Annotated in this window: 15 protein-coding genes and 1 pseudogene; 11 read left to right on the top strand and 5 right to left on the bottom strand. The window is 74.9% G+C overall.

Translation table 11 applies throughout. The features are described from left to right. The first annotated feature begins 151 nt into the window (after positions 1–151). The 3 genes from ACH414_RS17545 to ACH414_RS17535 are packed head-to-tail and all read left to right on the top strand — an operon-like array spanning position 152 to position 4,786. Positions 152–1,126: an LLM class F420-dependent oxidoreductase gene (locus ACH414_RS17545; protein WP_386566837.1), complete on the top strand. Its 975-nt coding sequence runs from the start codon at positions 152–154 to the stop codon at positions 1,124–1,126. After that, positions 1,123–2,922 (top strand): thiamine pyrophosphate-requiring protein, encoded by a 1,800-nt coding sequence (locus ACH414_RS17540; protein WP_398942344.1) that lies wholly within the window; start codon positions 1,123–1,125, stop codon positions 2,920–2,922. The genes ACH414_RS17545 and ACH414_RS17540 overlap by 4 nt, the downstream gene beginning before the upstream one ends. A gap of 4 nt (positions 2,923–2,926) precedes the next feature. Continuing rightward, positions 2,927–4,786, top strand: coding sequence for a glycoside hydrolase family 15 protein (locus ACH414_RS17535; protein WP_398942342.1), 1,860 nt, complete (start codon positions 2,927–2,929; stop codon positions 4,784–4,786). Here ACH414_RS17535 and ACH414_RS17530 read toward each other — a convergent pair. Both ACH414_RS17530 and ACH414_RS17525 read right to left on the bottom strand, forming a co-directional pair. Next, a complete protein-coding gene (locus tag ACH414_RS17530) occupies positions 4,715–5,221 on the bottom strand; it encodes a hypothetical protein (RefSeq protein WP_382534055.1) in 507 nt (168 codons plus the stop codon). The genes ACH414_RS17535 and ACH414_RS17530 overlap by 72 nt on opposite strands. Positions 5,222–5,226: 5 nt before the next feature. Further along, the gene (locus ACH414_RS17525; RefSeq protein ID WP_382534057.1) at positions 5,227–6,327 is read right to left on the bottom strand and encodes an SDR family oxidoreductase; all 1,101 of its coding nucleotides are present in this window, start codon (positions 6,325–6,327) and stop codon (positions 5,227–5,229) included. Between the two features lie 158 nt (positions 6,328–6,485). Here ACH414_RS17525 and ACH414_RS17520 point away from each other — a divergent pair, with 158 nt between their 5' ends. The 3 genes from ACH414_RS17520 to ACH414_RS17510 all read left to right on the top strand — a co-directional run bounded on the left by ACH414_RS17520 (position 6,486) and on the right by ACH414_RS17510 (position 8,815). Beyond that, entirely contained in the window at positions 6,486–7,586 is a 1,101-nt protein-coding gene (locus tag ACH414_RS17520) for a glutamate--cysteine ligase (RefSeq protein WP_391768819.1), read from the top strand. Positions 7,587–7,643: 57 nt separating this feature from the next. Beyond that, positions 7,644–7,979 (top strand): DUF3040 domain-containing protein, encoded by a 336-nt coding sequence (locus ACH414_RS17515; RefSeq protein ID WP_382534060.1) that lies wholly within the window; start codon positions 7,644–7,646, stop codon positions 7,977–7,979. Between the two features lie 164 nt (positions 7,980–8,143). Continuing rightward, positions 8,144–8,815 (top strand): HemK2/MTQ2 family protein methyltransferase, encoded by a 672-nt coding sequence (locus tag ACH414_RS17510; RefSeq protein ID WP_382534062.1) that lies wholly within the window; start codon positions 8,144–8,146, stop codon positions 8,813–8,815. A 56-nt stretch (positions 8,816–8,871) separates the two neighbouring features. On the opposite strand, the gene ACH414_RS17505 is transcribed toward ACH414_RS17510, so the two are convergent. The 3 genes and pseudogenes from ACH414_RS17505 to ACH414_RS17495 form a co-directional block, all read right to left on the bottom strand. Further along, positions 8,872–9,576 carry a UdgX family uracil-DNA binding protein gene (locus ACH414_RS17505; protein ID WP_382534064.1) on the bottom strand — a complete coding sequence of 235 codons (705 nt, stop codon included), beginning with the start codon at positions 9,574–9,576 and terminating at the stop codon, positions 8,872–8,874. Next, positions 9,560–10,843 (bottom strand): cytochrome P450, encoded by a 1,284-nt coding sequence (locus ACH414_RS17500; protein ID WP_398942337.1) that lies wholly within the window; start codon positions 10,841–10,843, stop codon positions 9,560–9,562. The genes ACH414_RS17505 and ACH414_RS17500 overlap by 17 nt, the downstream gene beginning before the upstream one ends. Positions 10,844–11,146: 303 nt before the next feature. Next, a pseudogene (locus tag ACH414_RS17495) lies at positions 11,147–11,605 on the bottom strand (SRPBCC family protein); the annotation flags it as partial. Positions 11,606–11,812: 207 nt separating this feature from the next. On the opposite strand from ACH414_RS17495, the gene ACH414_RS17490 reads away from it, so the two are divergent. Genes ACH414_RS17490 through ACH414_RS17470 form a run of 5 tightly spaced genes read left to right on the top strand, consistent with a single transcriptional unit; the run spans position 11,813 to position 15,242 of the window. Beyond that, positions 11,813–12,262, top strand: coding sequence for a CDGSH iron-sulfur domain-containing protein (locus ACH414_RS17490; protein WP_398942335.1), 450 nt, complete (start codon positions 11,813–11,815; stop codon positions 12,260–12,262). After that, entirely contained in the window at positions 12,259–13,299 is a 1,041-nt protein-coding gene (locus ACH414_RS17485) for an iron-containing redox enzyme family protein (RefSeq protein ID WP_382534068.1), read from the top strand. Before ACH414_RS17490 ends, ACH414_RS17485 begins: the two co-directional genes overlap by 4 nt. 50 nt (positions 13,300–13,349) lie before the next feature. Further along, positions 13,350–14,054 carry a hypothetical protein gene (locus tag ACH414_RS17480; protein WP_398942333.1) on the top strand — a complete coding sequence of 235 codons (705 nt, stop codon included), beginning with the start codon at positions 13,350–13,352 and terminating at the stop codon, positions 14,052–14,054. Between the two features lie 40 nt (positions 14,055–14,094). Next, a complete protein-coding gene (locus ACH414_RS17475) occupies positions 14,095–14,457 on the top strand; it encodes a BON domain-containing protein (RefSeq protein WP_398942332.1) in 363 nt (120 codons plus the stop codon). Next, positions 14,454–15,242 (top strand): metallophosphoesterase, encoded by a 789-nt coding sequence (locus ACH414_RS17470; protein ID WP_398942330.1) that lies wholly within the window; start codon positions 14,454–14,456, stop codon positions 15,240–15,242. Before ACH414_RS17475 ends, ACH414_RS17470 begins: the two co-directional genes overlap by 4 nt. Positions 15,243–15,265 lie beyond the last annotated feature (23 nt).

Raw genomic sequence — 15,265 nt, 5'->3', positions numbered from 1 at the left:
GCCCCGCTCCGGACGGTGGGGCCTTCGTCCGGCGCCTGCCCGCATGCCGGCGCCCCATGCACGGCGCAGCCGCACGTTTCTCACCCGGCCCCCCGGGCAGCCGCCCGGACGACCGCGTACGGAGCGTCGACCCGCACCCCGTGGAGGTGCCATGACCGAGTTCGGCTACTTCCTGTCCTGTGAGGAATTCGGGCCCGCCGACCTCGTCGAACAGGCGCGGATGGCGGAGGACGCCGGTTTCCGCTCGCTGTGGATCTCCGACCACTACCACCCGTGGAACGACGCCCAGGGACACAGCCCCTTCGTGTGGTCGGTGATCGGCGCGCTCTCCCAGAGCTGCGGACTGCCCGTCGAGACCGCCGTGACCTGCCCGACCACACGGATCCACCCGGCCGTGATCGCCCAGGCGGCGGCCACCTCCCAGGTCATGCTGGACGGGCGCTTCCGGCTCGGCCTCGGCAGCGGCGAGGCCCTCAACGAGCACGTCCTCGGCGACGCCTGGCCCCCCGCCGACGTGCGCCTCGCCATGCTGGAGGAGGCCGTGGACGTCATCCGGAAACTGTTCACCGGCGAGCAGATCACCCACCGCGGCCCGTACTACACCGTCGAGAACGCCCGGATCTACACCCTGCCCGAAACACCGCCGCCCCTCGACGTCTCCGCCTTCGGCCCCCGGGCCGCCGAACTCGCCGCCCGGATCGCCGACGGCTTCGTCACCACCGCCCCGGACGCCGACATGGTCGCCCGCTTCCGGGCCGGCGGACCCCCGCGGCCGGCCTTCGCCGCGACCAAGGTCTGCTGGGCCGAGTCCCGCGAGGAGGCGGTCCGCACCGCCCACCGCCTCTGGCCGAGCGAGCACCTGCCCGGCGAGCTCAACCAGATCCTCCCCACCCCGCGCCATTTCGAGCAGGCCTCCGAGCTGGTCACCGAGGAGACCGTCGGCGCGGCCGTGGCCTGCGGACCCGATCCGGAAGAGCACGCGCGGCACCTGAAGGAGTACGTGGACGCCGGCTTCGACCGGATCCACATCGGCCAGATCGGACCCGAGCAGCGCGGATTCTTCGACTTCTACCGCAAGGACGTGCTGCCGCTCCTCGACGGAACGGACGGAGGCGACCGGCCATGACCAAGGCGACCGTCGGCGACCACCTGCTCGACCGGCTGCGCGCCTGGGGCGTCGCGCATGTCTTCGGCTATCCCGGCGACGGCATCAACGGTCTCCTCGCCGCCTGGGCGAGGGCCGACGACGACCCCCGGTTCATCCAGGCCCGGCACGAGGAGATGGCCGCCTTCGAGGCCGTGGGTTACGCCAAGTTCTCCGGCCACGTGGGCGTCTGCGTCGCGACCTCGGGCCCCGGAGCGGTCCACCTCCTCAACGGCCTCTACGACGCCAAGCTCGACCACGTGCCCGTCGTCGCCCTCGTCGGCCAGACCGACCGCAGCGCCATGGGCGGCTCGTACCAGCAGGAGATCGACCTGCACACGCTGTTCAAAGACGTCGCGAGCGCCTTCCTGGAGACCGTCAACGTCCCCGAACAGCTGCCGAACGTCCTCGACCGGGCCATGCGCACGGCCTACGCCCGGCGCGCCCCCACCGCCGTCATCGTCCCCGCCGACGTCCAGGAACTGGCGTACGCGCCCCCGCAGCACGCCCACAAGATGGTCCCCTCCAGCCTGGACTCGAGCGGCTGGGCCCCGGTGCCCGACGACGCCTCGCTCCGCCGCGCCGCGGCCCTCCTCGACGAGGGCACCCGGGTCGCGATGCTGATCGGCCAGGGGGCGGCCGGCGCCGGTCGCGAGGTCGAGCAGACGGCGGAACTCCTCGGCGCCGGCGTCACGAAGGCCCTGCTCGGCAAGGACGCCCTCAGCGACGAACTGCCCTGGGTGACGGGCTCGATCGGACTGCTCGGCACCCGCCCCTCGTACGAGATGATGCGCGACTGCGACACCCTGCTCACCGTCGGTTCCAACTTCCCCTACTCCGAGTTCCTGCCCCCGTACGGGCAGGCCCGCGCCGTCCAGATCGACATCGACCCGCATCTGGTCGGCCTGCGCTACCCCTACGAGGTCAACCTCGTCGGCGACGCGGCCGCCACCCTGCGCCGGCTGCTGCCGCTGCTCACCCGCAAGGAGGACCGCCTCTGGCAGCACAGCGTGATCACCGGAGTGGAACGCTGGCGGTCTGTGATGAAGCGACGCGCCGAGCTCGCGGCGGACCCCGTCAACCCCGAGTACGTGGCGCACGTCCTGGACGCACTGCTCCCCGACGACGCGATGATCACCTCCGACGCCGGCTCCGTCGCCACCTGGTACGCCCGCCACCTCACGATGCGCCACGCCATGCGCGGCTCGCTCTCCGGCACGCTGGCCACCATGGGCAGCGGCGTGCCGTACGCGATCGGCGCCAAGTTCGCCCATCCCGACCGGCCCGCCATCGCCCTCGTCGGCGACGGGGCCATGCAGATGAACGGCATGGCCGAACTCGTCACCGCCGCCAAGTACGCCGGCGAGTGGACCGACCCCCGGCTCGTCGTCGCCGTGTGGAACAACCAGGACCTCAACCAGGTCAGCTGGGAGATGCGCGCGATGGGCGGCACCGCGCCCTTCGCGCCCTCGCAGTCCCTCCCGGACGTCCCGTACGCCGACTTCGCCCGGTCCCTCGGTCTCGACGGCATCCGCGTCACCGACCCGGCCGACGTCGAGGACGCCTGGCGCAGCGCGCTGGCCTCGGACACCCCGACCGTCCTCGACTTCCGCACCGACCCGGACGTGCCGCCCATCCCGCCGCACTCCACCTGGGAGCAGATCGAGTCCACGCTGGCCTCCCTGGTCCGGGGCGACGGCCACCGCGGCCACCTCGTCGCCCAGGGCCTCAAGGCCAAGGCGCAGGAGCTGCTGCCGCGCCGCTCGACAGGGCGGTGAGCCCGTGCCGCCGGGTGGCCGCACGGGAGGCGGTGACCCGAGGGAGGCCACGACACCGTCGAGCCCTGCGCACCGGCCCCGGCCGCTGTGCGACTACGCCCTGCTCGCGGACGGCGAACGGGGCGCCCTGCTCGGGCCGGAGGGCGACCTCGTCTGGCTCTGCGTGCCCGGCTGGGCCGATCCCGCCGTGTTCTCCGAGCTGATCGGCGGCGCCGGGGCCTTCCAGGTGTGCCCCGAGGACCCCTGGCGCGTCTCCGAGGGCTCGTACCGCGACGGCTCCCTGATCTGGACCGGGCACTGGACCCTCGCCGACTCCGTGATCGAGTGCCAGGACGCCCTGGCCGTCCCGGCCGACGCCCACCGGGCGGTGCTCCTGCGCCGGATCCGGGCGGTGCGGGGCACGGCCGTCGTCACCGTCCGGCTCACCGCGCGCGGCGGCTACGGCGCCGACCCGCCGCTCGTGCCGCACCGCACGGGGCCCGACACCTGGGAGGCCGGCCGCGGCGTCCTCCGGGAACGGCTGCGCGGGCTCGGGGACGCCCGGCTCGCGGCGACGGGCGCGCTGACCGCCCGGCTGACCGTGCCCGAGGGCGAGCGGCGCGACCTGGTCCTGGAACTCTCCGACCGGCCCCTCGGCCCGCCCGTACCCCCCGACGAGGCGTGGCGGGCCACCGACGCGCACTGGAACGCGGCCGTCCCCGACTGCACCGCGCTGCCCGCCGCCAGGGACGTCCGGCGGGCGTACGCGGTCCTCACCGGACTCACCAGCCCGCGCACCGGGGCCATGGTCGCCGCGGCCACCACCTCGCTCCCCGAGCACGCCGGCTCGGAACGCGACTACGACTACCGCTACGCCTGGCTGCGCGACCAGTGCTACGCCGGCCTCGCCGTCGCCGCCCACGGCCCGCACCCGCTGACCGACGCGGCCGTGCGGGTGGCCACCGCACGGGTGCTCGCCGACGGCGACCGGCTGCGGCCCGCCTACCGCGTCGACGGAGGGCCCGTACCCGACGAGTCCACCCTGCCGCTCAGCGGCTATCCCGGCGCGGCCGACCGCGTCGGCAACCGGGCCGGCGCCCAGTTCCAGCTCGACAGCTACGGCGAGATCCTCGAACTGCTGGCCGCCGCGGCCCGCCAGGACCGGCTCGACCGGGACGGCGTCCGCGCCGCCCACACGGCCGTCGCGGCCCTCCGGGCCAACTGGTCACGCCCCGAAGCGGGCCTGTGGGAGCTGGCCCCGGCCTGGTGGACGCACTCCCGCCTCGCCGCCGTCTGCGGACTCCAGGCCGCCGCCCGGGACATCCGGACGCACGGCGCGGACCGCTGGCGGGAGCTCGCGGACACGATCCTCGCCGAGACCCGCCGCCGCTGCACCCACCCCTCCGGGCGCTGGCAGCGCGCCGCCGACGACCCGCGCCCCGACGCCGCCCTCCTGCGGCCGCTCGCCTCCTCGGCCTGGCCCGCCGGCGCGCCCCTGCTCGGCGCCACCCGCCGGGCCGTGGAACGGGAGCTCGGCGACGACGGCTTCGTCTACCGCTTCCACAGCGACGACGCCACGGAGCTCGGCGGGGCGGAGGGGGCCTTCCTGCTCTGCGGGTTCTTCATGTCGGCCGCCTGCCGGGCCGAGGGCCGTCCGGTCGCCGCGGCCCGCTGGTTCGAACGGACCCGGGCCGCGACCGGGCCCGCGGGACTGTTCTCCGAGGAGTTCGACGTCGACCGCCGACGCCTGCGGGGCAACCTGCCCCAGGCCTTCGTCCACGCCCTGCTCCTGGAGAACGCCGTGCGGACGGCGTCAGGACCGGGGGGAGTACGCGGGGTCCGCGGGGCCCGGGGGAGTGCCGGAGTCGTACGCCACGCGCGGTGACACCAGGGGGTCGGACGCGTCGGCGCCCCGCTCCATGGCCTCGCCGCCCGGCAGGTGCGTGACGCGGAGGCGGTGGTGCTCCAGGGCCAGCTCACGACCCTGGCCGTCCTGGATCCGCCCGGACACCTCGTACACCCCGCAGTGCGCCCGGCCGACCGGCAGCCGCTCCGCCGGAAGGCGCACCTCGTACGGGCCGCCGGCCCGGAAACCGCCCAGCACCGTGCGGGTGCCGCCCAGCGCGACTCCGTCCCTGACCCGCGAGTCCTCGAAGGTCACCCCCTCGATCTCCTCGCCGAGCCGGAAGGTGAGCCCGAGGCTCACCACCGTGCCCTCCGGCAGCGCCGGCGGCTCGGAGTCCTCCGCGGCCCGCAAGGGGACCTGCAGACGCCCCTCCTTCGTGTACAGGGACACATCCAGCAGTTCGAAGCCACGCATGGCCGTCACCGTCCTTCGGCAGGGGACCGGCGCACGGCGCGGGCGAGCAGCGCCGAGGCACCGGCGGCCGCGCCGACGGCGGCCCCGGCGGCGGCCGGATGGCGGGAGAGCACGCTGTACGGCGAGCGGGCGGCGGACTCGTCGTCGAAGACGCCGTGGGCGCCGTAGTCCCTGCCGTCGGCACCGTCCAGCGGCTCCCAGAGGTTGTGCGGACCGTGCCCGGCGGGCTCGTCGGTCTGCTGGGCGTCGTACCCCGTCCGCGCGAGGTACCGGTCGAGGAGCCCGGGGGCCGTCCGCCGGGCGAGCACCGAGGCCGTCGTGGAGAGCCCGACCCGGTACTCCTTGCGCCGGGGACGACGGGCGGCGTGCAGCACGGCCCTGGCCGCGACCTCCGGCTGGTAGACGGGTGCCACGGGGCGGGGCCGGCGCGGAAGCCGCGACAGGGCCCAGGAGAACTGCGGGGTGTTGACGGCCGGCAACTGGACCAGCGTGACGGCCACCCGGCTGTGGCGGTGCAGCAGTTCGAGCCGCACCGACGCGGTGAACCCGTTCACCGCGTGCTTCGCACCGCAGTAGGCCGCCTGCAGCGGCACGGACGTCTCGCCCAGGGCCGAGCCCACCTGGACGATCGCCCCGCGGTCCCGCGGCAGCATCCGCCGCAGGGCGGCCCGGGTGCCGTTGACACAGCCGAGATACGTGACCGCCGTGACCCGCTCGTACTCGTCGGCCCCGACGGCGAGGAAGGGCGCGAAGACCGAGGTGAACGCCGAGTTCACCCACACGTCCACGGGACCCAGCCGCTCCTCGACCAGGTCCGCGGCCTCCTCGACCCGCCCCGGGTCCGCCATGTCCACCGGCACGGCGAGCGCCTGCCCGCCGGCCCGCTCGATCTCCTCCGCCGCGGCCGCCAGGCCGACCTCGCCACGGGCCAGCAGGGCCACCCGTGCCCCGGCCGCGCCGAAGGCACGGGCCACCGCGCGCCCGACCCCGGCGCTCGCCCCGGTGACGACCACCGTCCGTCCGGTGAAGGGACCCGCGACGTCCCGCGCCCTGTGCAGCACGACGACTCCTTCCAGGAACGAGCCCAGCTCGGACGACCGGATCATGACCACACTCCTCACCTCGCCCCCCGACGGGCGAATGCCCCGCCGCGTGCGAACCACGCGCCGGGCTCCGGACCGGGCGAAACCCGGGTGGACCACGGGTGGACCACGGGTGGAACGGCGCGGTCCGGGTAGACGCGGACCGACACGAGGAGACGACGATGAAGATGTTGACGATGGGCGTCGAAGAGGAGTTCGTCCTCGTGGACCAGGCCGGCCGCGTCCCCGTCGACCGGGCCCCGGACGTCATCGCCTCGGCCGCGCTGGTCCTCGGCGACCAGGTCCAGCGGGAGTTCTTCAACGCCCAGGTGGAGACCTCCTCCCAGCCGACCGCCTCCTGCCGCGACCTGCGCGACGACCTGGTCCGGCTGCGCGCCGCCGTCGGCACGGCCGCCCGGGCCGAGCGCTGCCGGCCGGTCGCCACCGGAACGCCCGTGCTGCCGCCCCCGCGGCCCCTGACCGTCACCGACACCGAGCGCTACCGGCGCATGGCCCACCGTTTCGCCTCCCACTTCAGCCCGATCGACGGCCTGGTCTGCGGCTGCCACGTCCATGTGGGAACCGTCGACCGCGACACCGCCCTGGGGCTCTCCCGCCGCATGGCGCCCTGGCTCCCCGTGCTGCAGGCGCTCACGGCCAACTCGCCCTACGCGCGCAACCGCGACACGGGCTTCGACAGCTGGCGTTCGGTCGAGCACGCCCGGTGGCCGACCGTCGGTCCCGCCCCCGCCCTCGACGAGCCCCACTACCTGGCCCGGGTGGACGACCTGGTGCGGACGGGCAAGCTGCTCGACCGGCGGATGATCTACTGGTACGCCCGGCCGTCCGAGCACGTCCCCACCCTGGAGATCCGGGTGGCCGACGCCAACGCCGACGTGGACACCGTCGTCCTCCTCGCCGGCCTCGTCCGCGGCCTGGCGATGACCCTGCTGCCGGAGGTGCTGGCGGGGCGCCGGGCCCCGCGCACACCGCCGGGGCGCCTCCTGCTGGCCCACGAGCTGGCCGCCCGCTACGGACTGTCCGGCTACGGCATCGATCCGTACACGGGCCGCGAACGCCCCGCCGTCGAACTGGTGGAACGGCTCATCGAGCGGGCGCGCCCCGGGCTCGACGCCGCCGGGGACACCGGTGGGGTGCTGGAGCAGTGGGGACGCCTGCGCGTCGGGGGCGCGGGCGCGAGCCGGCAGCGCGCCGCCTACCGCAGGCACCGGCGCCTGACCGACGTGGTCGATTCCCTCGTCGCGCAGACCGCCGCGGCCTGACACACCCCGGCATGCCGACGGTCTCCGTGGGCAGCCGCACGGCAGGAGGTGTCCGCCATGGACGAAGTCCGGCTCTCCGCGCACGAGCGGCGCGTCCTCGCCGAGATCGAGGAGGTGCTCCGGCGGGACGGGGCCCTCGACCGCCGACTGCGTTCGATGCGGCGGGGGTTCGTGCCGAGTGCGCCGGCCTGGCTGCGCGCCCTGCGCCGCAGACTGCTCACGCTGGGCGTGATCCTCGCCTTCGCCGGCTCCGCCGCGCTCGTGGTCCCGGCCGCCGGCACCGGACGCCCGGACCTCGTCTGGGCCTTCGCCGGTGCCTGGGCCCTGGCCATGGCCGGCCTCGCGGTCCTGGTCGTGCGCTGGTGCCGCCGCTGGGCGCTGTTCGGGCGCTGACCGGAGCGGGACGCGACACGCGACCGGTGCCGGACGCGCCACGCGACCTGGGCGCGGGACACGACACCTGAGCCGAGCGAGACACGGCACCTGACCTGGGCGAGACACGACACCTGACCCGAGCGAGACAACGACACACGTGACCTGTGAGAAGGGTGATGAGCATGCGAGTGGTCCGAGCACCGGGGGTCTACGGCCCGCAGGGCGACACGGCCCTGCTCATGGAGAGCCTCGCCAGAGAAAAGCTGCGGCCCCGGGCGCGCACGCTCGACCTGTGCACCGGCACGGGGGTCCTGGCCCTCGCCGCCGCCCGCAGGGACGCGGAGGCGACGGCGGTCGACATCTCGGGCACCTCCGTCGCCACGGCCCGCCTCAACGCACGGCTCCACGGGTGCCGGATCAGGGTCCTGCGGGGAGACCTCGGGGCGCCGGTGTCCGGCGAACGCTTCGATCTCGTGACGGTCAACCCGCCGTACGTGCCGGCCGTCCCGACCGGGGGCGCGGTCCGCGGCCGGGAGCGTGCGTGGGACGCCGGGCCGGACGGGCGCCTCCTCCTCGACCGGATCTGCCGGGCGGTCCCGTCCCTACTGGCGGCCCACGGCGTCCTGTTGCTCGTCCAGTCCTCGCTCAGCGGAGTCACCGACAGTCTCGCGGCCCTGGCGCGCGCGGGGCTGAGGGCTCACGTGGCCGCGCGCCGCACCCAGCCGTTCGGGCCCGTCATGAGGGCCCGGGCCGCCTGGTTCGAGGAGCGGGGGATGATCCCGCCGGGGGTGCGCGAAGAGCAGCTGGTGGTCATCCGCGCCGTCCGCGACACCGCCCCGGTACCCGCTGCCTGAGGCGCGTCACACCGGCCCGGGCCCCGGGTGGACTCGCACCCGGGGCCCGAGCCGGGTCACAGCAGACCGGCCGCGGTGCGCAGGTCGGTGACCAGACCCGCGTACATCTCCTCCCCGTCCAGCCCCCGTGCGCGCAGCACGGCAGCCGGATGCAGGGTCGGCAGCACCTGGACCCCCTCGTGCCCGCTCGGGTCGAGGCCGCCCGTGCCGACCGCGTCCGCGAGCGACCTCGGCACACCGCGATGGGTGCCGATCCGGAAGGAGTTCCCCAGTAGGGCGCGACCCGCCGTGGCCCCGAGCGTGACCACCAACGCCGGTGCCACCAGGCGCAGTTCGGCGTCGAGCCAGGGCCGGCAGGCGAGCGTCTCGCGCAGGGTCGGGGCCTTGTGGATCCGTCGCTTGCGGGGCTCCTCCCGGGTGAACTTGAAGTGCTTGACCGCGTTGGTGACGTACACGCCCTCCTCGTCGATGCCCGCCTCGCGCAGCGCCTTGCCGAGCAGTCGGCCCGCGGGCCCCACGAACGCGGCCCCCTCGCGGTCCTCCCGGTCGCCGGGCTGCTCCCCGACCAGCATCAGCCGGGCGTGCGGATCGCCACGCCCGAAGACGGTCGCCGTCGCCTCGCGGTGCAGCGGGCAGCCCTCGCAGTCGGCGGCGGCCCGGCGGTGCGCGGGCAGCCCGCCGCGGGCCGGCAGGAAGGGCGTGGCGTCGTACGGCTCGGGCGCGGCGCCCGCCGAACGGCCACCGTCATGCGCGGTGCCCACCGGGAGACCTCCTCGGGCCGCTCCGGACGGTATCCGCCCCCGCGCCCACCACCAGCCGGAGGCCGTCGCGGGGGCGGGTGGGGATCCGGTCGAGCGGGATCCGCAGATCCTGGTCCGGCACCGTGAAGTCGAGCCGGGCCAGTTCGCGGGCCAGCGCGGACAGCACGGCGACCGTGATGTCCTCGCCCGGGCACCGGTGCCCCTCGCGCGGGCCGCCGCCCTGCGGGATCAGCGCGTCGGAGTGCGGGGACGCGCCGAGGAACCGGTCCGGCACGAAGCGGAACGGCTCGTCCCACAGGGCGGGGTCGTGGTTCTGCCCGTACACGTCGAGCAGCAGCATCGTGCCGGGCGGCACCCGCTCGCCGCCGACGGTCAGGCCGTCCGTGGCGAGTGCGCCGACAAACGGGAAGAACGGGTAGAACCGGCGTACCTCATGCGCGAACGAGGTGGCCGAGCCGGCCGGTTCGTCCTCGGCGAGGCGTCGCCGCAGCGCGGCACCGTCCCGCATGGCATGCGCGGCGAAGGTCGCGAACCAGGTGATCGCCACGGTGGGCCGCACGATGTTCAGGAGCTCCACCGCGGCCGTCGCCGGATCGAGCAGGCCCCCGTCGGGCCCTCGGTGCGCCACGACCGCCTCGAAGGGGGTGCGCGGCGGGCCGCTCGCCTCGGCCCGGCCCTCTCTGGCCGCGACGACCGCCCGGCGCAGCAACGCCTCCTGCCGCGACCGGGCCCGCCGGGCGCGCAGATGGCGCGGTCCCGGCGTCGCGAAGCCGTCGACCATGGCCACGCAGTCCCGGGCGAGCCGCTCGGTGCCGGCGTCGTCGTACCCGGGCAGCCCGGCCCAGTCGCGCACCGCCCGGGCGAGGACGAGGGCGCACGCGTCGAAGAGCACGACCTCCCGTCCCGGCAGCCGCCCGAACTCCCTCCGGAACTCCTCCGTTACGCGCGCCGCCAGTGCCCGCACCGCCCGCGGCTCGGTGAGCCAGGACAGGAACAGCGCCTTGCGGGCGCGGTGCTCCGCGCCGTCCAGGGTGTGGACGGCGCCCCGCCCGAAGAGGGTGTCGAGGACCGGGCCGGGCAGCGCCCCTTCCCGGCGCGCGTGCCGCTCGTCGTAGAAGAAGGCGACCGCGTCGGTACCGTGCAGCACCCTCACCGGCTTCCCGAGGAGGCGCGTCGACGCGGGGCCGGAGCCGTCATGGCCGCCGCGGACGCGGGGGAGCCACGTATAGCCCCTGAGCAGCAGGGAGAGGGTGCTGTCGAACGGCATGAACCGCCTCCAGGGCAGGGCCCTTTCGGGTCACTCGCGGGGGTCGGACGGAAGCGGACCCGGATACGGTCCCGGCCGCTCGGGCGGAGTGGGGGGCGTGTCCGTGGACCGGTCACCGGTGCCCATGCCGGGGTCCTGCCCCATGCCGGGGTCCTGCTCCATGCCGCGCTCGAGGCCGGGGTCCGTGTCGGGGTCCATGCCTCGGTCCATGCCGCGGTCCGTGCCACGGCCCATGCCATGGTCCATGCCGCGGTCCATGTCCGGGGAGATGCCCATCTCCTCGCCCGTCTTGCCGGTCGCGTGGTCGCCCGGCCGGATCCGGCCGCGCCAGCCGCCGGTCGCTCCGTCGCGCTCCTCGATGAAGTGCTTGAACCGCTTCAGGTCTCCCTGGACCCGGTTGCCGAGCACCCCGAGGGCGGTACCGGCCTTCTCGGCCATCCCCTGCGGCTCGACGTCCATCGCCAGACTGACCCGGGTGTGGCCCTCGTCGACGCGCTGGAAGGTGACGACGCCCTTCTGGCGTACGTCACCGTCGACCGTGCGCCAGGAGATCCGCTCGTCGGGCAGCTGGTCGATGATCTCCGTGTCGAACTCTCGGGTCACGCCCGCGACACGCGTCCGCCAGTGACAGTGCCGGTCGTCGAGCTGCCGAACCTGCTCGACGCCGTCCATGAAACGGGGAAACTCCTCGAACTGGGTCCACTGGTCGTAGACCTCGCGCAGCGGAGCATCCACCCGAATGCTTTCCTGCACCATGCTCATGGGGTCCTCCTCGAAGGATCCGGGGCAGCGGGACGGGCCCGCTGACTGAGGGGACACCGGATCTCGGCCTGCGGGTACCCGGGATCACGGCACTCACGCGTCGCCCTCCGTCCGGCATACCGGAGGGCGAACCGGGCATCCGCCCTCTTGTCGTCCCTGTGACCTCGTCCCTGTGAGCGACCTCGTCCCTGTGAGCGGAGGTATCCCGTGACCCCCACCGACGAACGTGCCGTGCACGGCGGTCCCGTGGACCGCCCGTCCGACCTGGTGCGACTCTCCTTCCTCGGGGAAGGCCCGCTGCTGGTCGAGGGGCCGGTGGAGATCGTCCTCGCCGACGGTACGGTCCGCCGATGCGACCGCCCCGTGGTCGCGCTCTGCATGTGCCGGCGCAGCCTCCGGGCCCCCTTCTGCGACACCAGCCACCGCCCCCGCCTGCGCCCGTCGGCACGGAAGGGGCCGGCCCGCGACAAAGCCGCCCGCGACAAAGCCGCCCGCGACGAATCCGCCCGCGACGAATCCACCCGCGACGGAGCGGACCGGGCGGACGGACAACGGCGAGGGAGCCCACCGTCCGCGCCCCCGCCCCCGCCTCCATCCCTGCCCCCGTCCCCGTCCACGTCCCCGTCGCCCTCTCCGTCGGCAGAGGAGGCCTCATGACCACCACGGCCCCGCGCCCGACGACAGCCCGACGGCCGGCCCTCCCGCCGCCGCGCGGTGTGCTCTCCGAGGCCGTCACCGCCTATCTGCGCGCGCCGGGCGGCGCCCTGCCCGGGCCCCGCGAGGTGTCGGCCGCCGACCCGTACGGCGAGGATCTCCACCTCGCCCTCCACCTCGCGTACGCGCTGCACTACCGCGGCTTCGCCGACGTGTCGGACGAGCTCGAGTGGGACCCGGAGCTGCTGCGGCTGCGCGCGCTCCTCGAACGCCGGTTCGAGGACGCGCTGCGTGACGGCTGCGGGCGCCACGGCGGGCTGTCCGAGGTGTTCGACGCGCTTCTGACCGAACCGGTCGACGGCCACGGCGCCTCCTGGTACCTGCTCCGGCACGGCACTTTCGCGCATCTGCGGGAGTACGCCGTCCTGCGCTCGGTCTACCAGCTCGGGGAGGCCGACCCGCACCAGTGGGTCGTCCCGCGTCTCGAAGGCCGGGCCAAGGCCGCCATGATGGCCGTGCAGTACGACGAGTACGGCTGTGGAAGGGCCGAGCGGATGCACGCACGGCTCTACGCGGACCTGATGGAGGCGCTGGACCTCGACCCCGCCTACGGCCGTTATCTGCCCCTGGTGGGCGCACCCGCGCTCGCCCTGGTGAACCAGATGTCGCTGTTCGGACTCCACCGGCGCCGCCGGGGCGCCCTCGTCGGCCACTTCGCGGCCCTGGAGGTCGGCTCCCCGCCGGCGGCGTCCCGCATGGTCGCCGCGATGCGCCGGATCGGCGCCGGGGAGGCCGCGATCCGGTTCTACGACGAACACGTCGAGGCCGACGCCGTCCACGAGCAGCTGGTGCGGCGCGAGGTCGTCGGCGGACTGCTCGCGGAGGAACCGGGCCTCGCGGATGACGTGGCCTTCGGCGTCCAGGCGACCGTCCTCCTGGAGGAGGCGTTCGCCGAGGCGACCACGCAGGCCTGGGCGGCCGGTGAGACCGCTCTGCGGACGCCCCTCGACGACGGGGACGTCTCCGGTCCGACGGAGTAGAGGCAGGGCCCGCCTCCTACTGCAGGCGGCCGGCCCCGGGAGGAGGACCCATGCACCTCACGGAAGGGCGCCGCGACGGCGTCCACGTTCCGCAGCACCCCGCCCCGCAGGACGCCCCCTCGCCGCGCGACGGGCGGGCCCTGCCGGCGGACCACACCCAGGCGATCCTGGAGGCCACGAAGGAGATCGGGGCGGTCCTGAAGAAGTCGGGCTGCCCGTTCGCCCTCGTCGGCAGCGTCGCCGCGTACGCGCACGGCATCCCCGTGCCGCTCCAGCACGACACCGACTTCGCCCTCCTCCGGGAGGACGGCGAGACCGTCACCCGGCTGCTGCGCGAACGCGGGATACAGATCGTGGAACCGCCGGAGGACTGGCTGGTCAAGGCCCGCAGCGGGGGAGAGGAGATCGACCTGATCTTCGCCCTGGCCGGCCGGCGGGTCACGAAGGAACTGCTGGCACGTGCCTGGACGCTGCCCGTCGACTCCGTGCACATGCCGGTGATCGACCCCACCGACCTCATGGAAAGCCGGCTGGCGGCGCTCTCCGAGCACCACTGCGACTTCGGCGCCCTGCTGCCGGTCGCCCGCGGACTGCGCGAACGGGTCGACTGGGCGCGGGTGCGCGAGGCCACCGGCGACCGGCCGATGGCCAAGGCCTTCCTCTATCTGCTCGAACTGCTCGACGTGATCCCCGCCGCCGGGCAACAGGACGAAGCGGCGGCGCCCGGCGGGCGAGGAGGCACCGGCGATGACTGAGCGACCGGTCGGAGCGAACGGGGCGACCGCGGCTGACAGTATGAACGGAGCGAACGGACCGCTCGGACCGAGCGTGCAGAACGGGCCGGACGGGCCGGACGGGCCGGACGGGCCGGACGGGCCGGACGGGCCCCATGGACTCAACGGACCGGACGGAGCGAACGAGGACGAGTACCGCGTCGCACGGCTGCGCGAGCGGCTCGCCGGCGACGACCTGGCCGAGCTCGGCGTCCGGGTCGAACAGCGCGGCGCCGCCGTGGTGCTCACGGGCACGGTGCCCACGACGACGCGGCGGTCGGAGATCGTGCGGATCGCCCACGACGAACTCACGGGGTTCACGGTGCACGCGGACCTCGAAGTGGCGTGCGCGGACGCGCCGGACCGCTGGGAAGAGCTGTCGTGACCGCCACCACGGGGCCCGCGGCCGAGGCCGTCCGGGTGGCGGCGGTGGGCGACATCCACCTGGGCGCGGACTGCGAGGGCCTGCTGCGGCCGGCCTTCTCCGTGCTGCCCGAATGCGCGGACCTGCTCCTCCTCGCGGGCGACCTGACCCGGCACGGCACGGCCGACGAGGCGGCGGTCGTGGCGGGGGAGGTGCGGGACTGCGGCGTCCCGGTCGTCGCCGTGCTCGGCAACCACGACTACCACTCCGGCCAGGAGGCCGAGGTGACCCGCGTGCTGCGCGACGCCGGGGTGACCGTGCTGGAGGGGGAGTCGGCCGTGCTGCCCGTGGCCGGGGCCAGCGTCGGCGTCGCGGGCGCGAAAGGCTTCTGCGGCGGCTTCCTCGGCCGGAGTGCCGGTGAGTTCGGGGAACCCGAGATGAAGGCCTTCGTACGGACCACCCGGCGGAGCGCCGAGCGGCTGGCCGGGGCGCTCACGGACCTCGCGGCCCGGCCCTGCGCCCTGCGGATCGCGCTGACCCACTTCTCTCCCGTACCGGACACCCTGGCGGGCGAGCCGCTGGAGATCTATCCGTTCCTCGGCAGCTACCTCCTCGCCGAGGCGATCGACTCGGGCGGCGTGGACCTCGCCGTGCACGGCCACGCCCACCTCGGCACCGAACACGGCCTGACGGCCGGCGGCGTGCGCGTCCGCAACGTTGCCCAGCCGGTCATCGGCCGGGCCTTCGCGCTCTACCGGCTGCCGCTGGACGGGCGTGCCGGGACGGAGCAGGCAGGGCGCCCGTGATCCGCCCTTGTGGCATGCTCGGG

The organism is Streptomyces sp. NPDC020422 (assembly GCF_044386705.1).
Classification (GTDB): domain Bacteria; phylum Actinomycetota; class Actinomycetes; order Streptomycetales; family Streptomycetaceae; genus Streptomyces.
Note: the sequence above shows the minus strand (reverse complement) of the source record. Positions and strands in the feature narration are given on the sequence as shown.

Excerpts from the sequence above, each read along its gene's own strand:
- ACH414_RS17545 (WP_386566837.1), top strand. The coding sequence starts at position 152 with ATGACCGAGTTCGGCTACTTCCTGTCCTGTGAGGAATTCGGGCCCGCC.
- ACH414_RS17540 (WP_398942344.1), top strand. The coding sequence starts at position 1,123 with ATGACCAAGGCGACCGTCGGCGACCACCTGCTCGACCGGCTGCGCGCC.
- ACH414_RS17530 (WP_382534055.1), bottom strand. The coding sequence starts at position 5,221 with ATGCGTGGCTTCGAACTGCTGGATGTGTCCCTGTACACGAAGGAGGGG.
- ACH414_RS17525 (WP_382534057.1), bottom strand. The coding sequence starts at position 6,327 with ATGATCCGGTCGTCCGAGCTGGGCTCGTTCCTGGAAGGAGTCGTCGTG.
- ACH414_RS17520 (WP_391768819.1), top strand. The coding sequence starts at position 6,486 with ATGAAGATGTTGACGATGGGCGTCGAAGAGGAGTTCGTCCTCGTGGAC.
- ACH414_RS17515 (WP_382534060.1), top strand. The coding sequence starts at position 7,644 with ATGGACGAAGTCCGGCTCTCCGCGCACGAGCGGCGCGTCCTCGCCGAG.
- ACH414_RS17510 (WP_382534062.1), top strand. The coding sequence starts at position 8,144 with ATGCGAGTGGTCCGAGCACCGGGGGTCTACGGCCCGCAGGGCGACACG.
- ACH414_RS17500 (WP_398942337.1), bottom strand. The coding sequence starts at position 10,843 with ATGCCGTTCGACAGCACCCTCTCCCTGCTGCTCAGGGGCTATACGTGG.
- ACH414_RS17485 (WP_382534068.1), top strand. The coding sequence starts at position 12,259 with ATGACCACCACGGCCCCGCGCCCGACGACAGCCCGACGGCCGGCCCTC.
- ACH414_RS17480 (WP_398942333.1), top strand. The coding sequence starts at position 13,350 with ATGCACCTCACGGAAGGGCGCCGCGACGGCGTCCACGTTCCGCAGCAC.
- ACH414_RS17475 (WP_398942332.1), top strand. The coding sequence starts at position 14,095 with ATGAACGGAGCGAACGGACCGCTCGGACCGAGCGTGCAGAACGGGCCG.